The sequence below is a fragment of the Halovibrio sp. HP20-59 genome, assembly GCF_033052795.2.
Lineage (GTDB): Bacteria > Pseudomonadota > Gammaproteobacteria > Pseudomonadales > Halomonadaceae > Vreelandella.
Genome location: NZ_JAWJUW020000022.1, coordinates 1 through 16905 on the forward strand (window position 1 = coordinate 1; position 16905 = coordinate 16905).

The 16905-nt window shown below is 55.9% G+C and carries 14 protein-coding genes and 4 tRNA genes; 7 read left to right on the top strand and 11 right to left on the bottom strand.

All coding sequences use genetic code 11. The features are described from left to right. The 3 genes from RZA33_RS17380 to RZA33_RS17390 all read left to right on the top strand — a co-directional run bounded on the left by RZA33_RS17380 (nucleotide 1) and on the right by RZA33_RS17390 (nucleotide 727). Nucleotides 1–76 (top strand) — tRNA-Asn (locus RZA33_RS17380). Nucleotides 77–113: 37 nt separating this feature from the next. Next, nucleotides 114–189, top strand: a tRNA-Asn gene (locus RZA33_RS17385). A 172-nt stretch (nucleotides 190–361) separates the two neighbouring features. Continuing rightward, complete coding sequence (locus tag RZA33_RS17390) at nucleotides 362–727, top strand: metalloregulator ArsR/SmtB family transcription factor (RefSeq protein WP_317508970.1); 366 nt, start codon at nucleotides 362–364, stop codon at nucleotides 725–727. Between the two features lie 72 nt (nucleotides 728–799). On the opposite strand, the gene RZA33_RS17395 is transcribed toward RZA33_RS17390, so the two are convergent. Then, nucleotides 800–2887, bottom strand: a complete 2088-nt coding sequence (locus tag RZA33_RS17395) for a carboxy terminal-processing peptidase (protein WP_317508971.1) — start codon at nucleotides 2885–2887, stop codon at nucleotides 800–802. A gap of 138 nt (nucleotides 2888–3025) precedes the next feature. Between RZA33_RS17395 and RZA33_RS17400 the strand changes: the two genes are divergently transcribed. Next, nucleotides 3026–4342 (top strand): M18 family aminopeptidase, encoded by a 1317-nt coding sequence (locus RZA33_RS17400; RefSeq protein WP_317508972.1) that lies wholly within the window; start codon nucleotides 3026–3028, stop codon nucleotides 4340–4342. 73 nt (nucleotides 4343–4415) lie between these two features. Here RZA33_RS17400 and RZA33_RS17405 read toward each other — a convergent pair. The 10 genes from RZA33_RS17405 to RZA33_RS17450 form a co-directional block, all read right to left on the bottom strand. Continuing rightward, nucleotides 4416–4492 (bottom strand) — tRNA-Met (locus RZA33_RS17405). 101 nt (nucleotides 4493–4593) lie between these two features. Continuing rightward, nucleotides 4594–6012 (bottom strand): membrane-bound lytic murein transglycosylase MltF, encoded by a 1419-nt coding sequence (gene mltF / locus RZA33_RS17410; protein WP_317508973.1) that lies wholly within the window; start codon nucleotides 6010–6012, stop codon nucleotides 4594–4596. Between the two features lie 103 nt (nucleotides 6013–6115). Beyond that, nucleotides 6116–7207 carry a redox-regulated ATPase YchF gene (ychF, locus tag RZA33_RS17415; RefSeq protein WP_317508974.1) on the bottom strand — a complete coding sequence of 364 codons (1092 nt, stop codon included), beginning with the start codon at nucleotides 7205–7207 and terminating at the stop codon, nucleotides 6116–6118. 99 nt (nucleotides 7208–7306) lie between these two features. Then, nucleotides 7307–7891 carry an aminoacyl-tRNA hydrolase gene (gene pth / locus RZA33_RS17420; RefSeq protein WP_317508975.1) on the bottom strand — a complete coding sequence of 195 codons (585 nt, stop codon included), beginning with the start codon at nucleotides 7889–7891 and terminating at the stop codon, nucleotides 7307–7309. A 170-nt stretch (nucleotides 7892–8061) separates the two neighbouring features. Beyond that, nucleotides 8062–8703, bottom strand: coding sequence for a 50S ribosomal protein L25/general stress protein Ctc (locus RZA33_RS17425; protein WP_317508976.1), 642 nt, complete (start codon nucleotides 8701–8703; stop codon nucleotides 8062–8064). A 96-nt stretch (nucleotides 8704–8799) separates the two neighbouring features. After that, nucleotides 8800–9741: a ribose-phosphate pyrophosphokinase gene (locus tag RZA33_RS17430; protein WP_174787756.1), complete on the bottom strand. Its 942-nt coding sequence runs from the start codon at nucleotides 9739–9741 to the stop codon at nucleotides 8800–8802. A gap of 58 nt (nucleotides 9742–9799) precedes the next feature. Beyond that, nucleotides 9800–9874: transfer RNA gene (locus RZA33_RS17435), tRNA-Gln, on the bottom strand. 30 nt (nucleotides 9875–9904) lie between these two features. Then, on the bottom strand, nucleotides 9905–10756 hold the full coding sequence (ispE, locus tag RZA33_RS17440) for a 4-(cytidine 5'-diphospho)-2-C-methyl-D-erythritol kinase (RefSeq protein WP_317508977.1): 852 nt from the start codon (nucleotides 10754–10756) through the stop codon (nucleotides 9905–9907). A gap of 21 nt (nucleotides 10757–10777) precedes the next feature. Further along, on the bottom strand, nucleotides 10778–11455 hold the full coding sequence (lolB, locus tag RZA33_RS17445; protein ID WP_317508978.1) for a lipoprotein insertase outer membrane protein LolB: 678 nt from the start codon (nucleotides 11453–11455) through the stop codon (nucleotides 10778–10780). A 100-nt stretch (nucleotides 11456–11555) separates the two neighbouring features. After that, nucleotides 11556–13385, bottom strand: coding sequence for a tetratricopeptide repeat protein (locus tag RZA33_RS17450; RefSeq protein WP_317508979.1), 1830 nt, complete (start codon nucleotides 13383–13385; stop codon nucleotides 11556–11558). A gap of 258 nt (nucleotides 13386–13643) precedes the next feature. Between RZA33_RS17450 and hemA the strand changes: the two genes are divergently transcribed. From hemA to prmC, 3 genes are read left to right on the top strand one after another with little or no spacing between them, the layout of a single operon-like run. Then, nucleotides 13644–14957, top strand: a complete 1314-nt coding sequence (gene hemA, locus RZA33_RS17455) for a glutamyl-tRNA reductase (protein WP_317508980.1) — start codon at nucleotides 13644–13646, stop codon at nucleotides 14955–14957. Then, a complete protein-coding gene (gene prfA, locus RZA33_RS17460) occupies nucleotides 14954–16042 on the top strand; it encodes a peptide chain release factor 1 (protein ID WP_317508981.1) in 1089 nt (362 codons plus the stop codon). The genes hemA and prfA overlap by 4 nt, the downstream gene beginning before the upstream one ends. Next, complete coding sequence (prmC, locus tag RZA33_RS17465; protein ID WP_317508982.1) at nucleotides 16042–16902, top strand: peptide chain release factor N(5)-glutamine methyltransferase; 861 nt, start codon at nucleotides 16042–16044, stop codon at nucleotides 16900–16902. Before prfA ends, prmC begins: the two co-directional genes overlap by 1 nt. The last annotated feature ends 3 nt before the right edge of the window (nucleotides 16903–16905 follow it).

Genomic DNA, 16905 nt, shown 5'->3' on the forward strand with positions numbered 1-16905 from the left:
TCCTCGATAGCTCAGTTGGTAGAGCAAATGACTGTTAATCATTGGGTCGCAGGTTCGAGTCCTGCTCGAGGAGCCAAATTGCTGTAATACTACCTTTTTTTTGCGGTAAACGTTCCCCGATAGCTCAGTTGGTAGAGCAAATGACTGTTAATCATTGGGTCGCAGGTTCGAGTCCTGCTCGGGGAGCCAGCTGCTAATCCACCTCGCGTTACCCTTCCTTCTAGCTTGTCCTGTTCCTAACTCTCTCACGCTGATTTACTTTTCCCTTCACGTTGGTTAAGCCATGTGTCGATACCTGCGCTATTATATTGCTCCTCTGATGACGTAAACTACGTTCATAATCTACTGGTTTAGGACGTTAATGGTGGGCAAAGCAAACACACCCCAAGCGCTTCAAGTGTTTAAGTGTTTAAGCGATGAAACACGTTTGATGCTGGTGCTTTTGATCGCTCAAGAGCAGGAGCTATGCGTGTGTGAAATGACCTATGCGCTGCAGGAGTCGCAGCCTAAGGTGTCGCGCCACTTGGCTCAGTTGCGCCAGTGCGGACTGCTGATTGACCAGCGCGAAGGGCAGTGGGTGTATTACCGGCTTGCGCCACAGCTGCCTGCCTGGGCGCTTGAAATTATACAGGCAGGCAGTGAAGGCAGTGCCGTTCAGTTAGTGGCGCTCACTAGGCGCTTGACTAAAATGGGGGGTCGCCCCACCCGATTGGCGGTGCTATGTTAAAACCAAAACGCCGCCTCTTGACAAAAAGGGGGCGTTTGTAGCTCTGCGTACAGCTTACTTAACTGAATGCTATTAGCGTTTGACGGCTAACTGTCTTGTCTCTTGCAAGTGAGCGTAGTCGAGTAGGATTTCAGCTGATTCGAGTACGTAGGCACGATCAACGGCCAGTGCGTCGTCCTCTGTGCTATCAGCCTCTTCCGTGCTATCAACTTCGTCCATTCGAGCATCCATCCACTCGTCCAGTTCATCAAGGCCAAGTGCGCGACGGCGTTGGTTTTCCAACGAGAGCTGTTCGGCTTCCTGGGCTTCCATTTCGCGCTGACGCTGCTCGCGATTTAAGCTCACGCTGGTGTGCTGCTCGCGTAACTGGCGGGCTAGAGTGGATTGGCGCTCTAAATAGCGGAAGTTTGCGTTATCCTGAGCGCGTGCATCGTGCTGAGCTATCAGCTTGTCCAGCATGGTTTCCGGCTCGCCATAGCGACGATACTGGACGTTCTGAACGGTATCCCATTCCAGCGCATTGTCGAGGCTGCTTTCGCCAATTCGCTCGGGGTCGATCAGGCTGGGGTAGGTGATATCTGGTTCAACGCCGCGGTTTTGAGTGCTATCGCCGGAAATGCGATAGAACTTGGCGCGGGTTAGCTTAATTTGCCCATGACTCAGCTCATTAAGCGTTTGCACTGTGCCTTTGCCAAATGTCGGTGTGCCCAGTACCAGGCCGCGACCGTAGTCCTGAATCGCGCCGGCAAAAATCTCTGAAGCGGAGGCGGAAAGGCGATTTACCAGTACGCCAAGTGGGCCGTCGTAGAGTGTCCCTGCTTCGCTGTCGCCATACAGTTGTATGCGGCCTTGGGCGTCACGCACTTGAACAGTGGGGCCGCGATCAATAAACAGGCCGATAAGCGAATTGGCTTCCTGCAACGCACCGCCACCGTTGTTGCGCAGATCAAGCACAATGCCTTCCACACCCTCTTCTTTCAGGCGTTCAACTTCCTTGGCAACATCACGGGTGGTACTGCGATAGTCATCATCGCCCGCTTGCCAGGCGTCAAAGTCGACGTAGAAGGTGGGGACTTCGATAACCCCAAGACGGTGCGGTTCGCCGTCGCGTTCGACTTCAATTACTTCGCTCTGAGCGGCTTGGTCTTCGAGATCCACGGTGTCGCGGGTGATTTCGACGACTTGGGAGCGAGTCATATCGACCGCCTGAGCCGGTATCACGTCAAGACGTACCACCGAGCCTTTAGGCCCGCGAATAAGGTCAACGACGTTGTCCAGGCGCATGCCAACCACATTAACCATCTCGCCATCTTCTTGACCTACCGCAATGATGCGATCAGCCGGCTCAAGAACACCCGCACGTTCCGCTGGGCCGCCCGGGACAAGGCTTGAAACTTTGACGTATTCACCGTCTGATTGGAGTAGCGCACCAATGCCTTCTAGCGAAAGGCTCATTTGAATATCAAACGATTCGCTTTGGCGTGGGGAGAGGTAGCCCGTATGCGGGTCGATGGTGCCAGTGACCGCAGCCATCATCACACCAAAAACGTCTTCAGGCTCGGTTTGCTCTATCCGAGTGAGTTGACCTTCATAGCGCTGGCGCAAATTGGTTTCAATTTGCTCTTGATCCTGGTCAGTTAGTGACAGAGTCAGTGCATCGTTTTTAAGTCGTTTGCGCCATAGCTCATCAAGTTCACTTTGCCGAGTAGCCCATTGCGCATCTTCTCGATCAATTTCTAAGCGCTCGTTTTTATCAAAATCAAAGTCGAGCCCTTCATCAAGCTGTGCCAGCGACCACTCGGTGCGATCACGCTGGCGCTCTCTGAACGTGTTATACAGTGCGAAAAGCTCATCCAGGTCACCGTCGAAGATAGCGTCTGCCATGCCGGATTCTAAGTGACGATAAGACGCGATATCGCTGCGTAACAGGTAGGCACGTTGGCTATCAAGAATATCCAGATAGCGTTGGAAGGCGTCCTGCGACCACGTTTCATCAAAGTTAATATCAGCATAGTGGCCGTAGCGGAGCGAATCCGCGATTTCCACTGACGCCTGGCGTTGTTCGTTGGTCGGCTCAAGTTGCGCTAGTGCGGCTGGGCTGGTAATAACCAGCATCACAGCCAGGGCGACCGAACGCGAAAGCGTTGCAAACAAGCTCATCAGTCAAGCTCTCCCGGTTTTGTGTACACTCATTCTTCCCTAGACCCGCATTTGACCCATGAGTTGCGTAGGCCGAGGACGTATTGTAGCAGGTCACCTGCGCTATGAGACTCAATCATTACTGTTACGAGGACTTCCATGCCCGAGATTTTCAACGCAGAGCGTTTAACGCGCCTATGCGATTTTCTACGCCAATCCCCGACACCGTGGCACGCTGCCCATAATATGGCCGCGCGATTGGAGCAAGCCGGTTTTCAGCGCTTGGAAGAGAAGGCGAATTGGCAGCTAACACCGGGCAAACGCTACTACGTGACGCGTAACGACTCGGCGATTATTGCCTTTCAGCTACCAGCGTCTGAATTAACTGGATTGCGTATGATCGGTGCCCATACCGATAGCCCCGGCTTGCATCTAAAGCCCAATGCGACGCAGCGCTCTGCTGGCTGGTTGCAGCTTGGTGTGCAGGTATACGGCGGCGTTATGCTGGCGCCGTGGTTTGACCGCGACCTTGGTTTGGCTGGCCGGGTGCATGTGCGCCATGGCGATGGGCGTTTAGAAAGCGTGTTGCTCAATGTTGATCGACCGATCGCGATGGTGCCGAGCCTGGCTATACACCTTGACCGCGATGTGAACAATGGGCGGCCAATAAACCCGCAGACGCAAATGGCGCCGGTGCTGATGCAGAGCGAGTCGGCCACGCTAAATGAGTTGGTGGCCCAGTGGCTGCAAGAGCAGCATGGTCTGCGCGCTGTAGAAGTTGTCGACTTTGAATTAGGATTTTACGATGTTCAGCCGCCATCGCTGGTCGGTGTTAAGCAAGAGCTGGTGGCCAGTGCCCGGTTGGATAACCTGCTCTCTTGTTTTATTGGCTTAGAGGCGCTGCTGGCTTGCGATGGTAGCCAAGGGGCTTTGCTGGTGGCAAATGACCACGAAGAAGTGGGTAGCGCCAGCGCCTGCGGGGCCCAAGGCCCTTTCTTGGCGGACGTGTTAAAACGTATTAACGGCCAGGTGGGCAAAGGGGGTGAAAAGGGCAGTGAAGAGTCGCTGATTCAGTTGATTCAGTCATCGCTGATGATCTCTTGCGATAACGCTCACGCCTTGCACCCTAATTTTCGCGATAAGCACGATGAGCAGCATGGGCCGGCGGTTAACGGCGGCCCGGTGATCAAAGTGAATGCGAGCCAGCGCTACGCCACCAATAGCGTCACGGGTGCCCTATTTCGCGATGTGTGTCGCGAGGCGGACGTGCCAGTGCAGTCGTTTGTCACTCGCGCAGACATGGGCTGCGGGAGCACCATCGGCCCTATCACCAGCACCGAAGTTGGCGTGCCCACTATTGATGTAGGCGTGCCCCAGTGGGCGATGCACTCGATTCGGGAGACCGCAGGCACTAACGATGTTGAGTATCTCACTCGCGCGCTGGTGGGGTTCTTAAACCGTGCAAAATTAAGCTGATAACACACCGCCCTACGCAAGCAAAAAGCCCGCTGACGAATCAGCGGGCTTTTCGGTACTGCTTGAATACGCTTGGTGGCTACGCCCTGATTTGAACAGGGGACCCCATCATTATGAGTGATGTGCTCTAACCAGCTGAGCTACGTAGCCTTTAACGGAAGCGCATGATACGCATCCGCCATTGCGGCGTCAAGCCCGCGACTCACGTTATCCAGGCGCGATTGGCAAGACGTTGCCTTTAGCATGCTTGATCAGCGCTCTTCCAGCGGTAACCATTCGATTGCGTTGCTAATCACGTCCTGGTAGTTGCGGATTCGCTGTACGTAGTGCACTGGCTCATAGCCCCGCGCATAGCCATAGCGGGTCTGCGGGTAATAGCGTTTGTCGGCTTTGAGCGGCAGCACCTCTTTCATGTCTTCCCAGGAGTTTGGGTCCTTGCCCAGCTCGCGGGCCAGCTTTCGGGCGTCCAGCACGTGACCGCGGCCAATGTTGTAGCTGGCCAAGGCCAAGTAAGTGCGGTCCGGTTCGGGAAGCGTATCGGGCAGGCGCTCATGGCGGTCGGCGAGGTAGCGGGCGCCGCCGTCGATGGCCGCCGCTGGATCAAGGCGATTATCGACCCCCAGCGATTGGGCGGTGTTCTGGGTCAGCATCATAATGCCGCGCACACCCGTTGGGGAAATTGCCTGTGGGTCCCAGTGCGACTCCTGGTAGGCGAGAGAGGCTAAAAGATCAGCAGGCATGCCGGTCTCGGCTTCGGCTTCCAGAAAGAGATCGAGGTAGGCAGGTAGGCGCTCGTCGATGCGTTGGTTGAGCGCGCGCAGGTCAACAAAATCGAACTCGCCGATATAGGCGTAGTAACGCTGGTTGCCTGCCTCGATACTTGCCTGGCCTTCGTTGCTGGCCATCCACTCATTGGCCATCTCGGCGAGTGGTTGTTGTCCGGCAGGTAAATACCAGCCGAGACGATCGCCACTGGTGAGGTTCATGGCAACTTCTAGATGCGGGAAATGGCGGCGTACGACGCGTACTATATTGGAGTCGGCCAATGTACAGTCGATACGCTTTTCGGCCACTTCGGTCAGCAGCATTTCAGTGGTGCGAGAATCTTCCTCAAAGGCGATACCGGTGTATTGGTTGACCAGGCTCTGGAGCTTTTCTGCGTAGCTAGAGTCTGCGGTGACGTGAATATCGACCCCGGCCATTTCCTCTACTTGGCGTGGTAAGGGGCGCATGTCGCGGTGGCAAACTAATTGCTCGACGATATCGGTGTGGGTGGGCCCACGGTGGAAGTGTTCATCGCGCGAAGGGAGGTGGGTGAGACCAGCGGCGGCGAGCTGTACCTTGCCCTCTTTCAGGGCTTGAAGCACCTCGGCGGTCGACGCTAGCAGTGTCCATTCGACTTCCCAGTCGTGGGCGTCGGCGAAGGCTTCAACCAAGTCGTGCTCCGGTCCGGCTGGTGCGCCATCACGATCGACAAAATAGGTAGTGGCGCTGTTGCGGGTAGCCACTTGTAGTGTCCCACCCGGTTCGGGTGGGGCAACCTGGGTAACGGTCGGTTCGCTGGTGTCGCAACCCGAAAGCATAGTCAGCGGCAGCAGCATAGCGGCGAGCTTCAGGTGGCATTTAGTCACTAGGCGAAGGGCCCAGCTGGGCAGGCGAAATAAAGTCATGTACTAACCCTAGCAGGCTTTTACGCTGCCAGTAAGGCAGCGCTTAAACGCTCTAAGGACGCCTATGAATTGCCAAGTCCTGATCAGTTACCCGTTAAACTCGTTACACATTGAAGCGGAAGTGCACGACATCGCCATCTTTAACAATGTATTCTTTGCCTTCCAGGCGCCACTTGCCGGCATCTTTAGCGCCTTGCTCACCGCCGAGCGATACGAAATCGTCATAGGCGACTACTTCGGCACGGATAAAGCCTTTTTGGAAGTCGGTGTGAATCACGCCTGCGGCTTCTGGGGCTGTCGAGCCTTCTTTCACTGTCCAGGCGCGCACTTCTTTCACCCCGGCCGTGAAGTAGGTTTGCAGGCCCAGTAGCGAGTAACCTGCGCGAATAACACGATCAAGGCCCGGTTCATCCATGCCCATCTCGCTTAAGAACATGGCGCGCTCTTCATCATCTAATTCGGCAATTTCAGCTTCCAGCTGGTTGCATACGGGCACCACCAGCGCGCCTTCCTCGGCGGCAATCTCGTTAACAATATCCAGATAGGGATTATTCTCGAAACCGTCTTCATTGACGTTGGCGATGTACATGGTGGGCTTCAGGGTCAAAAAGCCGAAGCTTTTCACTTGGCGCTGCTCTTCATCGCTCAGGCCAAAACTGCGTAGGGGGAAGCCTTCAGCCACGTGGGGCTGGATGCGATCAAGAATCGCCTTAGTGGCAATGGCGTCTTTGTCACCGCCCTTCACCGAGCGAACCAGACGTTGGCTGGCTTTTTCGACGGTATCCAGGTCGGCCAGCGCCAGCTCTAAATTGATCGTTTCGATGTCCGCCCGCGGGTCAACTTGGTTAGACACGTGGATAACGTTGTCGTTGTCAAAGCAGCGCACCACATGGGCGATGGCTTGGGTTTCGCGGATGTTGGCCAGGAATTTATTGCCCAAACCTTCGCCTTTGGAAGCGCCTGCGACCAAACCGGCGATATCGACAAACTCCATAGTGGTCGGCAATACTTTTTGCGGCTTGACGATCTCGGCGAGCTTATCAAGACGCGGGTCGGGCATCGGAACGATACCCACGTTTGGCTCAATGGTGCAGAAGGGAAAGTTTTCTGCATCAATACCTGACTTGGTCAAGGCATTAAATAGCGTGGACTTGCCGACGTTGGGCAAACCGACAATGCCGCAATTGAAACCCATAAAAATGTTCCTGAGAAAAAGTTCTTGAAGATAAGAAGGTGTGGCATAAGCGTGATCGTCATTCTACGAGATGCGCTAGCCGACAGCTACCGGCGGCGACTATTCTGGCTTGAGGCTGTGTAGCTGGTTCATGGCTTTGGCCCAGTCGCCTGAGAGCGCTAATGGCAGCGTGGCAATGCACTCGTCCAGGGCGCGAATGATCGCCTCCTGTTCGCCCTTACCCGGGCGCCCCAGCACATAGTTAGTGACTTGGCGAGCTTCGCCAGGGTGACCGATGCCGATTCGTAAACGGTGAAATGCCTGATCGCCTAGCGCGCTGATGATGTCACGCAGGCCATTGTGGCCACCGTGCCCGCCGCCGGTTTTGTAGCGTGCTTGGCCGGGTGGCAGGTCGAGTTCATCGTGGGCCACCAGTAAATTGCCGGGGCTAAGCTTGAAGAACTGAGTCAGAGCGGCCACCGCGGCGCCACTGCGGTTCATAAAGGTGGCGGGGTTAAGCAAGTGCAGCTCATGGTCGCCGATACGCACCTTTGCGTAGTGGCCGAAAAATTTCTTTTCTGGGCGCAATTCTGCATGGACGCTACGCGCAATCGCGTCTACCAGCCAAAAGCCCGCATTATGGCGTGTTGCTTGGTACTCTGCGCCGGGATTACCTAGTCCGATAATGGCTGTTACCTGGCTCATCTTCCCACCTCATACAAAATTTCCAGGAGACATTATGACCTCCCCGTCAGCGTCGACCATAAAAAAAATCAAGCGCCGAAGCGCTTGATTTTAACCTCATATTAGCATCACAAGGGGCGTGCAGCCATGAGCCCAAGTAGAGTGCTAAGAGTCGGGTGCTAAGAAGGGGCTTACTCGGCGCTATCGCCTTCTTCGCCTTCACTTTCGCCTTCTTCGTCTTCATCAACACGTACTTTTACTTTCGTGATGCTGAGGATGGCGTTGTCGTGTTCTTCACCGTGGGCCAGGTCAACCGAGGTGACACCAGCCGGTAGGTGAAGATCAGACAAGTGCAGCGTAGTGCCAAGCTCGACTGCGCTGATATCGATTTCCAGATAGTCAGGCAGGTCTTTCGGCAAGCAGCTGATCGCCACTTCGTTGGCCATGACGTGCAGCTCACCGTCCTGGTCTTTAATGCCGACACATGTTTCTTCGCCTACCACGTGCAGTGGCACGTTCATGTTGATTTCGTGCGTCGCATCAACGCGCAAGAAATCAGCGTGAATCAGCAATGGTTTGAACGGGTGGCGCTGAAGGTCACGCACAACCACTTGCTCTTCTGTGCCTTCGATCATCAGTTTGATGACAGAAGAGAAGAAAGACTCGTCTTCAATCGCCTTGTAGAAAGCAGTTTTTTCGACAGAGATAGACTGCGCGCCTTTTTCACCACCGTATACAACGGCGGGTACTTGCTGGTTCGCACGACGCAGGCGGCGGCTCGCACCTTTCCCCAGGTCGTTACGAACGCTGGCTTTTAGGATATAATCAGACATTGAGTTGCCTCTTAGTTTAAGTAAGGAAGACGCCACCGACCGCGACCAGACGACGACGTTTCCGTGGCCCCAAAAGGGGGCTGTATCGTCAGCGAATTAGTGAAACATTGCGCTAACTGATTCTTCGTTGCTGACACGGCGAATCGCTTCTGCGATAAGGCCAGCAACGCTCAACTGACGAATTTTACCGCTACGGCGTGCCGTGTCGGAAAGCGGGATGGTGTCGGTCACCACCACTTCGTCGAGTACAGAGTTGGTAATATTATCAACGGCCGGACCGGATAAGATCGGGTGAGTGGCGTAAGCCACCACGCGTTTTGCACCGTGCGCTTTAAGTGCTTCACCCGCTTTGCAAAGGGTGCCAGCGGTGTCGATCATGTCGTCGACCACCACACAGGTACGACCCTCAATCTCGCCGATAATGTGCATCACTTGGGCTTGGTTAGCCTGGGGGCGACGCTTGTCGATAATGGCGAGATCGGCATTTAACTGTTTGGCAATTGCGCGGGCGCGAACAACGCCACCCACGTCAGGCGACACCACGACGAGGTCGCTGTAATTCTGACGCTCGATATCATCCAGCAGAATGGGTGAACCGTAGACGTTGTCCACTGGGACATCAAAGAAACCTTGGATCTGATCAGCATGTAGATCCATGGTCATCACGCGGTCAACGCCTGCTTTAACCATCATGTCCGCCACTACCTTGGCGGAAATCGGCACCCGGGCGGAGCGCACACGGCGATCCTGGCGAGCGTAGCCAAAGTAGGGAAGGACCGCCGTGATACGAGTTGCCGAGGCGCGACGCAGGGCGTCGACCATCAGGATCAACTCCATCAGATTGTCATTTGTCGGTGCACAGGTGGATTGCAGAATGAACACATCCTTACCGCGCACGTTTTCATTGATCTCGACTGCGATTTCACCGTCGCTGAATTGACCCACCGTCGCGTTACCCATACGGCTGTCTAAGCTCTCGGCAATTTTTTGAGCGAGTGCGGGATTAGCATTCCCGGCGAAAACCATCAATTTTGACACGCGCAGCCACCTTTGCAGTGTTGGGAATCAGGGGGAAAAACGCAGGTCATTGTTAGGTTGGCTGGGGTACCAGGATTCGAACCTGGGAATGCCGCTACCAAAAAGCGGTGCCTTACCACTTGGCGATACCCCAGCAATAACCTAACTCGCTGACCGGGCGTTTTTAGCCGCCCAGAGCATCATGTAGAGGAGAGGTGTTGAGCCCGCGTGCTACCCATGTCGGCCAGCGTTGACGCGCTAACGACGCGGTTACTTGCGCTGCTTGCTGTGTTTCAAACTCAGCAAACAAACAAGCGCCCGTGCCGGTTAGCCGACTAGGTGCGTGCTGTGTGAGCCAGTTCAGGGCTTCCGCAATAGGCGGATAGCGTTCCTTTACCACGGCCTCACAGTCATTGCGCCACTCCGGCGCTCCCCCCTGCAGTGCGCGCGCCATAGTAATGGGGCGGCTGTCGCGTGTCAATTGCGGGTCTTGAAAGACGCTAGGCGTAGAAACGCTAATCCCCGGGTGAATAATGACGAACCACGGCGTATCAAGTGTCACCGCGGTAAGCTGTTCACCCACGCCTTCGGCCCAGGCGCTATGGCCGTGCACGAAGACGGGTACGTCGGCCCCTAGCTGTAGCCCTAGGCATGCTAATTCCTCCCGCGATAGATTGAGCTGCCAAAGCTGATTAAGGCCCAGCAGGGCGGTGGCTGCGTTGGAGCTGCCACCACCCAGGCCGCCTCCCATCGGTAGCTGCTTTTCGATGCTCAGTGTGGCGCCTAAAGGCGTGCCTGTGTGGCGCTGGAGTAATCGGGCAGCGCGTACGATTAAATTGTCGTCGTGGCTTATGCCGCTTACCTCATCGGCTAGGTAAATCTTGCCGTCTTCCCGGGGGGCCAGGGTGAGCTGATCGCATAGGTCGATAAACTGAAACAGCGTTTGCAGACAGTGGAAGCCGTCGGTACGACGGCCCACGATATGCAACATGCGGTTAAGCTTGGCCGGGGCGGGAAGGATTAGCGGTGCGTTCATTTAATCAGCCACCTTTAACCTTTACTCTTCGCTGGCTTGCCATTGGTTGACGACCAGCGTAATGCGTACATCGTCGTAGTGCATCACCATCCGGCGGGGTAGCCACAAATCTTCGACTTTTTCCCAATCACGATAGTCGATTTCCCAGCCGTCCTGGGCCAGATGGCTGGGGAAGCCTAATTCATCGGTTTCCAGCTGGTAACCGCTGTTCTGATCCTTGGCAGGGTCGCCAGGCAGTCCGCGGACCCAGTTGGGCATGGCGCTAACCGGCAGTGCCCAGCCAAGCTGTTCTTCCATCAACGCCTCGGGGGTTTCGGCTTCAAAGCGGCCGTCGCTATTGGAAAGAGAGAAACGCCCTTCGCGGCCTTCAAGCACGTTACGCCCGCCGCCAAACGGTCCGCTGATCAGCATGCGAAAATAGTAAGGAGTTTGCTTCCAGTCTAAGTTAGCGCTGATGTTCTCTTCAGGGGTGCGCAAGCCCGCTTTGCCGACCAGTGTCCAGGTGTCAAATGCCTCTACCGCCGCTTGCTGACGTTCCCATTGGCCCGCTTGGCGGCCGCTTTCATCCATGGGTACTTGGGACGCACACCCGGTGATTAAGAGTAGCGCCAGACCGGCAAGCCAGTGGCGTGAAGTTAACAGAGATAAAGTTAACAGTGATAAAGGCTGGCGCGATAAACAGGACGTCAGTGTCGGCATATAATAGGCTCCATGCTAAGTAGGGGTTACAGCCAGAGTTGTAACTAAAGGCGCCAGGGTAGCATGAGTGTTCGCTACCCTAGTGCTTTAGGCGTCACTTTTAGGGTGTATCCGATGGCGTTGGTTCAGGGCTCATATCAGGGCTTAGCTCAGGATGGCGCTCAAGCAGCTCATCAATCTGCGGGTGCTGATCAGTCCGTTGCATAATACGCTGGAGTAACTGGCGCGCTTCATCGGTACGTCCTAACGACTGCAACACTTCAGCGAGATGTGCGGCGACTTCCTGGTCAGGTAGCTGGGCGTATGCCCGCTCCAACCAGGGAAGTGCTTTTTGCGGCTCGCCGAGACGATAGTACGCCCACCCCATGCTATCAAGCACGGCAGGGTTGTCGGGGTCGGCCTGGTAAGCACGTTCAATAAGTGACAAGGCTTCGTCTAAGCGCCCGGGAATGTTTAAGTCGGCCAGGGTGTAGCCCAGTGCATTCAGCGCTTCGGCATTGTCAGGATCGGTGCGCAATATCTGGCGTAAGTCCTGCTCCATACCCGCAATATCGCCTGCTGCCCAGCGGCGCATAGCACGCATATAAAGCAGCGATGCGTCATCAGGCGTACGGCTAATTTCGCGGTCTAGCAGCGCATTAGCCTCCTCAGTCTGATCTATTGCATCCAGTAGCTGCACTTCAAGCATCACCAGCTCGGAAAAGTAACGATCGAAACGCATTCGCTCAATGCGCAGGAAGGCGCGAGCGTCAAGTAGGCGATCTTCCTCAATCAGCATTTCTGCTGCCGCGGCACGAGCGGGTAAAAACTCACTCCCCTCGCTAACTTGGCGGTAGTAAAGAAGGGCATTATCGGTGTCGCCTTGGGCCTGAGTGACCTCGCCAAGTAAGAAGTAGGCGAGATTGGGTACGTCAGGCTGACCAATCAGCGGCTGCAGTAGGCGCTGCGCAGGTGCCGGGTGGCCCTCTTCTAAATACAGCTGAGCTAGGGATATACGTAGATCTTCATTGCCGCTGTGGCTTTCCAGTAATGCGTCGGTTTGCACCTCTGCGGCACGAATGTTGTTGAGGCGAATTTCTGCTTGAGCCAACAGCAGGACAAAGCGAACGTCGTCAGGGGCAAGTTCAAGCCCCTGCTGAGCGGCATGCTGAGCAGTTTGATAATCGCCGGTCTCAAGCGCTAAACGCGATTTTACCAGCCATAAAGACGCCGACTCGGGTTCGCGTGCGGCGACCTGTTCGAGCCGCTGTTGCGCAAGCGCAGTATCGCCGAGGCTAGCTTCAATTAGCGCGGTTGCCAATAATACATCGCTATGGTGATCCAGTTCAGCGGCGCCGGGGCGTGCCAAATGCTCGCGCAGCTGTTGAGCAATTAACTCCAACGGCGCTTCTTCAGCCACGGCAATTTCGGCAAACGCTGCGACGTCACCGTGCCCCCCTGACTCGACAATCGCCAGCCGTTGCTCAAGGCTGTCGAGCCAGTCGCCGCGTTGCAGTGAAAAGGCGGCGAGTAATTGGTTGGGCGTCTCGGCTTGAGGCGCAAGCTCGCGCCAGCGCCGCGCAGAAGCCTCTACCAACGAGGCCTCATTGCTAAAGCGTGCCGCGAAGGTGGCGCGTTCGGCTAACTTGGGGTCGTTGTAGCGCTGTGCCGCTTCTAGATAGCCTTGGCTGGCGTAGCGGTAGTCGCCACGCTGGCCAGCAAGCTCTGCACTGAGGAGCGTGCTTAATCCAGCCGCGTCCAGCCCCTGCGTGATCGGTGGTGCTCCATGCATCGGGTCTTCTGACCAAGCGCTCATGGGGCCGTTTTGCTGGCTAAGCGAGGATTGGCAGCCGCTCAACAGCAGGGCGGTGGCAGCCATTGGTAACAGGGACGAACCCCGTAAAATTGAGCCCATCAATATAGAGCCGAGTAATGTAGAGCGAGGTTGCATGCATCTCTCAATTAAGTGGCCGAATGCCCAGCATAGCGGCTTGCCTGCCTGCGGCAAAGTGGTGTGGGCCAGATGATAGCCTGCTGTGGTAGAATGTTCCTCCTTGAAAAAGTGGTTAGCAATCTTTATGCATATGTTATGTACAGTGTTGCAGCCACGCCAAAGACTTGTTTTAGCAAGCCCTAATTGACGCTATCGCCACTTGTTTACCCCGGTGGTTGGCGAAAAGTCCGACACACTAGCGAAGACGCATAACGCATGACGCTTCTTGCCCTGGGAATAAATCATCGTACCGCCAGCGTGGCCGTACGTGAGCAGGTCGCCTTTACGCCAGCGCAGCTTGAAGCCGCGTTGGCCGAGTTGCGTAACCTGCCACAAATTAGTGAAGCAGCGGTGCTCTCTACGTGCAACCGCACAGAGCTTTACTGTGTCACCGATGCGGCTGGTGAGCAGGCGGTGCTTAATTGGCTCGGACGCTTTCACAATTTGCGCGTCGATGAGCTGATGCGCTGTGCCTATCACTATTTAGACCAAGATGCGGCGCGCCACTTGATGCGCGTCGCGGTTGGTCTGGATTCTATGGTGCTGGGCGAACCCCAGATTTTGGGTCAGTTAAAAGATGCTTATCAGCAGGCGCGCGAGTCAAAGGGACTGGGTGGCGAGCTTGAACGCCTGTTCCAGCATACCTTTGCGGTGGCTAAACAGGTGCGTACCGAAACCGGTATTGGCAAAAACCCCGTTTCCATCGCCTACGCTGCTGTCAGCATGGCCAGTCGTATTTTTGATGATTTCAGCCAATCCCGAGCGCTGTTGATTGGCGCTGGTGAAACCATCGAATTGGTGGCTCGTCATCTACACGAAGCGGGCGTTCGCCAATTAACCGTGGCTAATCGGACCCGTGAGCGGGCTGAGCGTGTTGCAGCCCCCATCGGCGGAACGGCGATTACCCTGCAAGAAATCCCTGCAGCCCTTGAGTCGGCGGATATTGTGATTTCCTCTACCGCCGCGCCCCTGCCTATTCTGGGAAAAGGCATGGTCGAACGCGCGCTGAAAAAACGCCGCCACCGACCGGTGTTTATGGTTGATATTGCGGTGCCCCGCGATATTGAGCCCGAAGTTGGCGAGCTGGCGGACGTGTTTCTGTATACCGTGGACGACCTGGAAGAGGTGATTCAAGAGAACCGCCGCCATCGCCAAGTTGCCGCCGACCAGGCCGAGTCGTTAATAGAGCATGGGGTGAGCAGCTGGCAGCACGCGCGGCGTATTCGTAACGGCGGTGAGTTGATTCGCGATTACCGCCAGCATGGTGAAGCATTGCGCGATCAAGCGCGCGACCAGGCGTTGGAGCGGCTGGCGCGCGGCGAAGACCCGACTAAAGTCATCGAGCGTTTGGCGCATCAGTTGACTAACCGTCTGCTCCACCAGCCTACTCAGGCCATACGCGATGCGGCGTCTGAAGAACAGCACGAGTTACTGAATGCTGCCCCGCGGCTACTGCTACCCATCAAACCAGCATTTGAAACTACGCCTGCGCCTAAGGTTAACCGTCAGAAGGATGATACGCCCGCATGAAAGAGACTTTGCGCCAACGCTTAGACAGCTTCACGGAACGCTTTGAAGAGCTGGCGATGCTGCTGTCGGATCCCGAGGTGATCAATAATCAACAGCGCTTTCGCGACTATTCCCGTGAATATGCCGAGTTAGAAGCGTTGGTGGATGCTTGGCAGCGCTATCGTGACGTTGAAGCTAATATGCATGAAGCTGAGCAGCTCAGCCGCGATAGCGATGCCGACATGCGCGAACTGGCTGAAATGGAGCTGAGTGAAGGGCGTGAACGATTAGCCGAGCTGGATGTTGAGTTGAAGCAGCTGTTAGTGCCCAAAGACCCTGACGATGGGCGTGGGGTGTATTTGGAAGTGCGCGCGGGCACCGGTGGTGACGAAGCGGCTATTTTTGCCGGTGACCTGTTTCGTATGTACTCCCGTTACGCGGAAAAGCGCGGCTGGCGGGTCGAAGTGGTGAGTGCTAGTCACGGCGAGCAGGGTGGCTACAAAGAGATCATTTCCCGGGTCAAAGGCGATGGCGTTTACGCTCAGTTAAAATTTGAATCCGGTGCTCACCGGGTACAGCGGGTGCCCGCGACCGAATCCCAGGGCCGCATTCACACTTCTGCCTGTACGGTGGCGGTGATGCCCGAAGTGGAAGATGTCGGCGATGTAGATATTAACCCCTCTGATTTGCGCGTCGACACCTATCGCTCTAGTGGCGCCGGTGGTCAGCACGTTAACACCACCGACTCTGCTATTCGCATTACCCACCTGCCAACTGGCGTGGTGGTGGAGTGCCAGGAAGAGCGCAGCCAGCATAAAAACCGTGCCAAAGCGATGTCGCTGTTGGCGGCTAAGTTGAAGCGCAATGCCGTCGATAGCCAGCGTCAGACCCAAGCGGATGCGCGCCGTTCGCTGGTAGGCTCTGGGGATCGTAGCGAGCGTATTCGCACCTATAATTTTCCCCAAGGGCGGATTACCGATCACCGCATTAATTTGACGCTTTACAAGCTCAATGAAGTGGTCAGTGGCGAGCAGCTGGACGACGTGATTAATCCGCTGATTCATGAGTATCAAGCGGAACAGCTGTCTGCCCTTCAGGAAGGCTAATGTCGCTTGATGCGCTGTTGAAACAGGCGGCCCAACGGTTACAGACGGCGGGTTCCAGCTCGCCGCGTAGCGACGCTGAAGTGCTGTTGAGCCACGTCCTTGGGCGCAACCGTACCTGGCTGTATACCTGGGGCGATAGACAGTGCCCACCCTGGGAGCATGCGCGTTTTGACGCGCTAATTGCCGCACGGGCTCAAGGCACCCCGGTTGCCTATCTCACGGGCGAGCGTGAATTTTGGGGGCTGCGCTTAGCGACCTCTGCCGATACGCTGATTCCACGGCCCGATACCGAAACCTTAGTTGAGTGCGCTCTTGGCCGCGTAACCAGCCCGACAGGTCGCCTGCTCGACTTAGGGACGGGCACCGGCGCGATTGCACTGGCGTTTGCTAGCGAGCAGCCCGGCTGGCAGGTGGTAGGCGTTGACGTACGTGCTGAGGCAGTGGCATTGGCGATGCGTAACGCGCAGGCACTGGGCATCACTCGGGCGCGCTTTTTGCAAAGTAACTGGTTTTCTGCATTGTCAGCGGATGAGACAGCGGGTAAGGGTTTCGATATTATCGTCAGTAACCCGCCTTATATCGCCGCCGATGATCCCCACTTAGCCCAAGGCGATGTGCGCTTTGAACCACGCTCGGCACTTGTTGCTGACGCTGATGGTATGGCTGATTTAGAGTATTTAGTGAGTGGCGCGCAGCTCTATTTAGCCCCGTCAGGGTGGCTACTGCTTGAGCATGGCTATACCCAGGCTGACAAAGTGCGCAAGGCGTTTAGCGATGCTGGTTATCAAAACGTTGAAAGCATGCGTGATCTGGGCGGGCATGAACGGGTTACCCTAGGGCGCCTAATTACAGGCACTTAGACC

Coding starts and splice junctions, on each gene's coding strand:
- mltF (WP_317508973.1), bottom strand. CDS start 6,012: ATGACTTTATTTCGCCTGCCCAGCTGGGCCCTTCGCCTAGTGACTAAA.
- RZA33_RS17390 (WP_317508970.1), top strand. CDS start 362: ATGGTGGGCAAAGCAAACACACCCCAAGCGCTTCAAGTGTTTAAGTGT.
- ispE (WP_317508977.1), bottom strand. CDS start 10,756: ATGAACGCACCGCTAATCCTTCCCGCCCCGGCCAAGCTTAACCGCATG.
- hemA (WP_317508980.1), top strand. CDS start 13,644: ATGACGCTTCTTGCCCTGGGAATAAATCATCGTACCGCCAGCGTGGCC.
- RZA33_RS17395 (WP_317508971.1), bottom strand. CDS start 2,887: ATGAGCTTGTTTGCAACGCTTTCGCGTTCGGTCGCCCTGGCTGTGATG.
- prfA (WP_317508981.1), top strand. CDS start 14,954: ATGAAAGAGACTTTGCGCCAACGCTTAGACAGCTTCACGGAACGCTTT.
- pth (WP_317508975.1), bottom strand. CDS start 7,891: ATGAGCCAGGTAACAGCCATTATCGGACTAGGTAATCCCGGCGCAGAG.
- lolB (WP_317508978.1), bottom strand. CDS start 11,455: ATGCCGACACTGACGTCCTGTTTATCGCGCCAGCCTTTATCACTGTTA.
- RZA33_RS17450 (WP_317508979.1), bottom strand. CDS start 13,385: ATGCAACCTCGCTCTACATTACTCGGCTCTATATTGATGGGCTCAATT.
- RZA33_RS17400 (WP_317508972.1), top strand. CDS start 3,026: ATGCCCGAGATTTTCAACGCAGAGCGTTTAACGCGCCTATGCGATTTT.
- ychF (WP_317508974.1), bottom strand. CDS start 7,207: ATGGGTTTCAATTGCGGCATTGTCGGTTTGCCCAACGTCGGCAAGTCC.
- prmC (WP_317508982.1), top strand. CDS start 16,042: ATGTCGCTTGATGCGCTGTTGAAACAGGCGGCCCAACGGTTACAGACG.
- RZA33_RS17425 (WP_317508976.1), bottom strand. CDS start 8,703: ATGTCTGATTATATCCTAAAAGCCAGCGTTCGTAACGACCTGGGGAAA.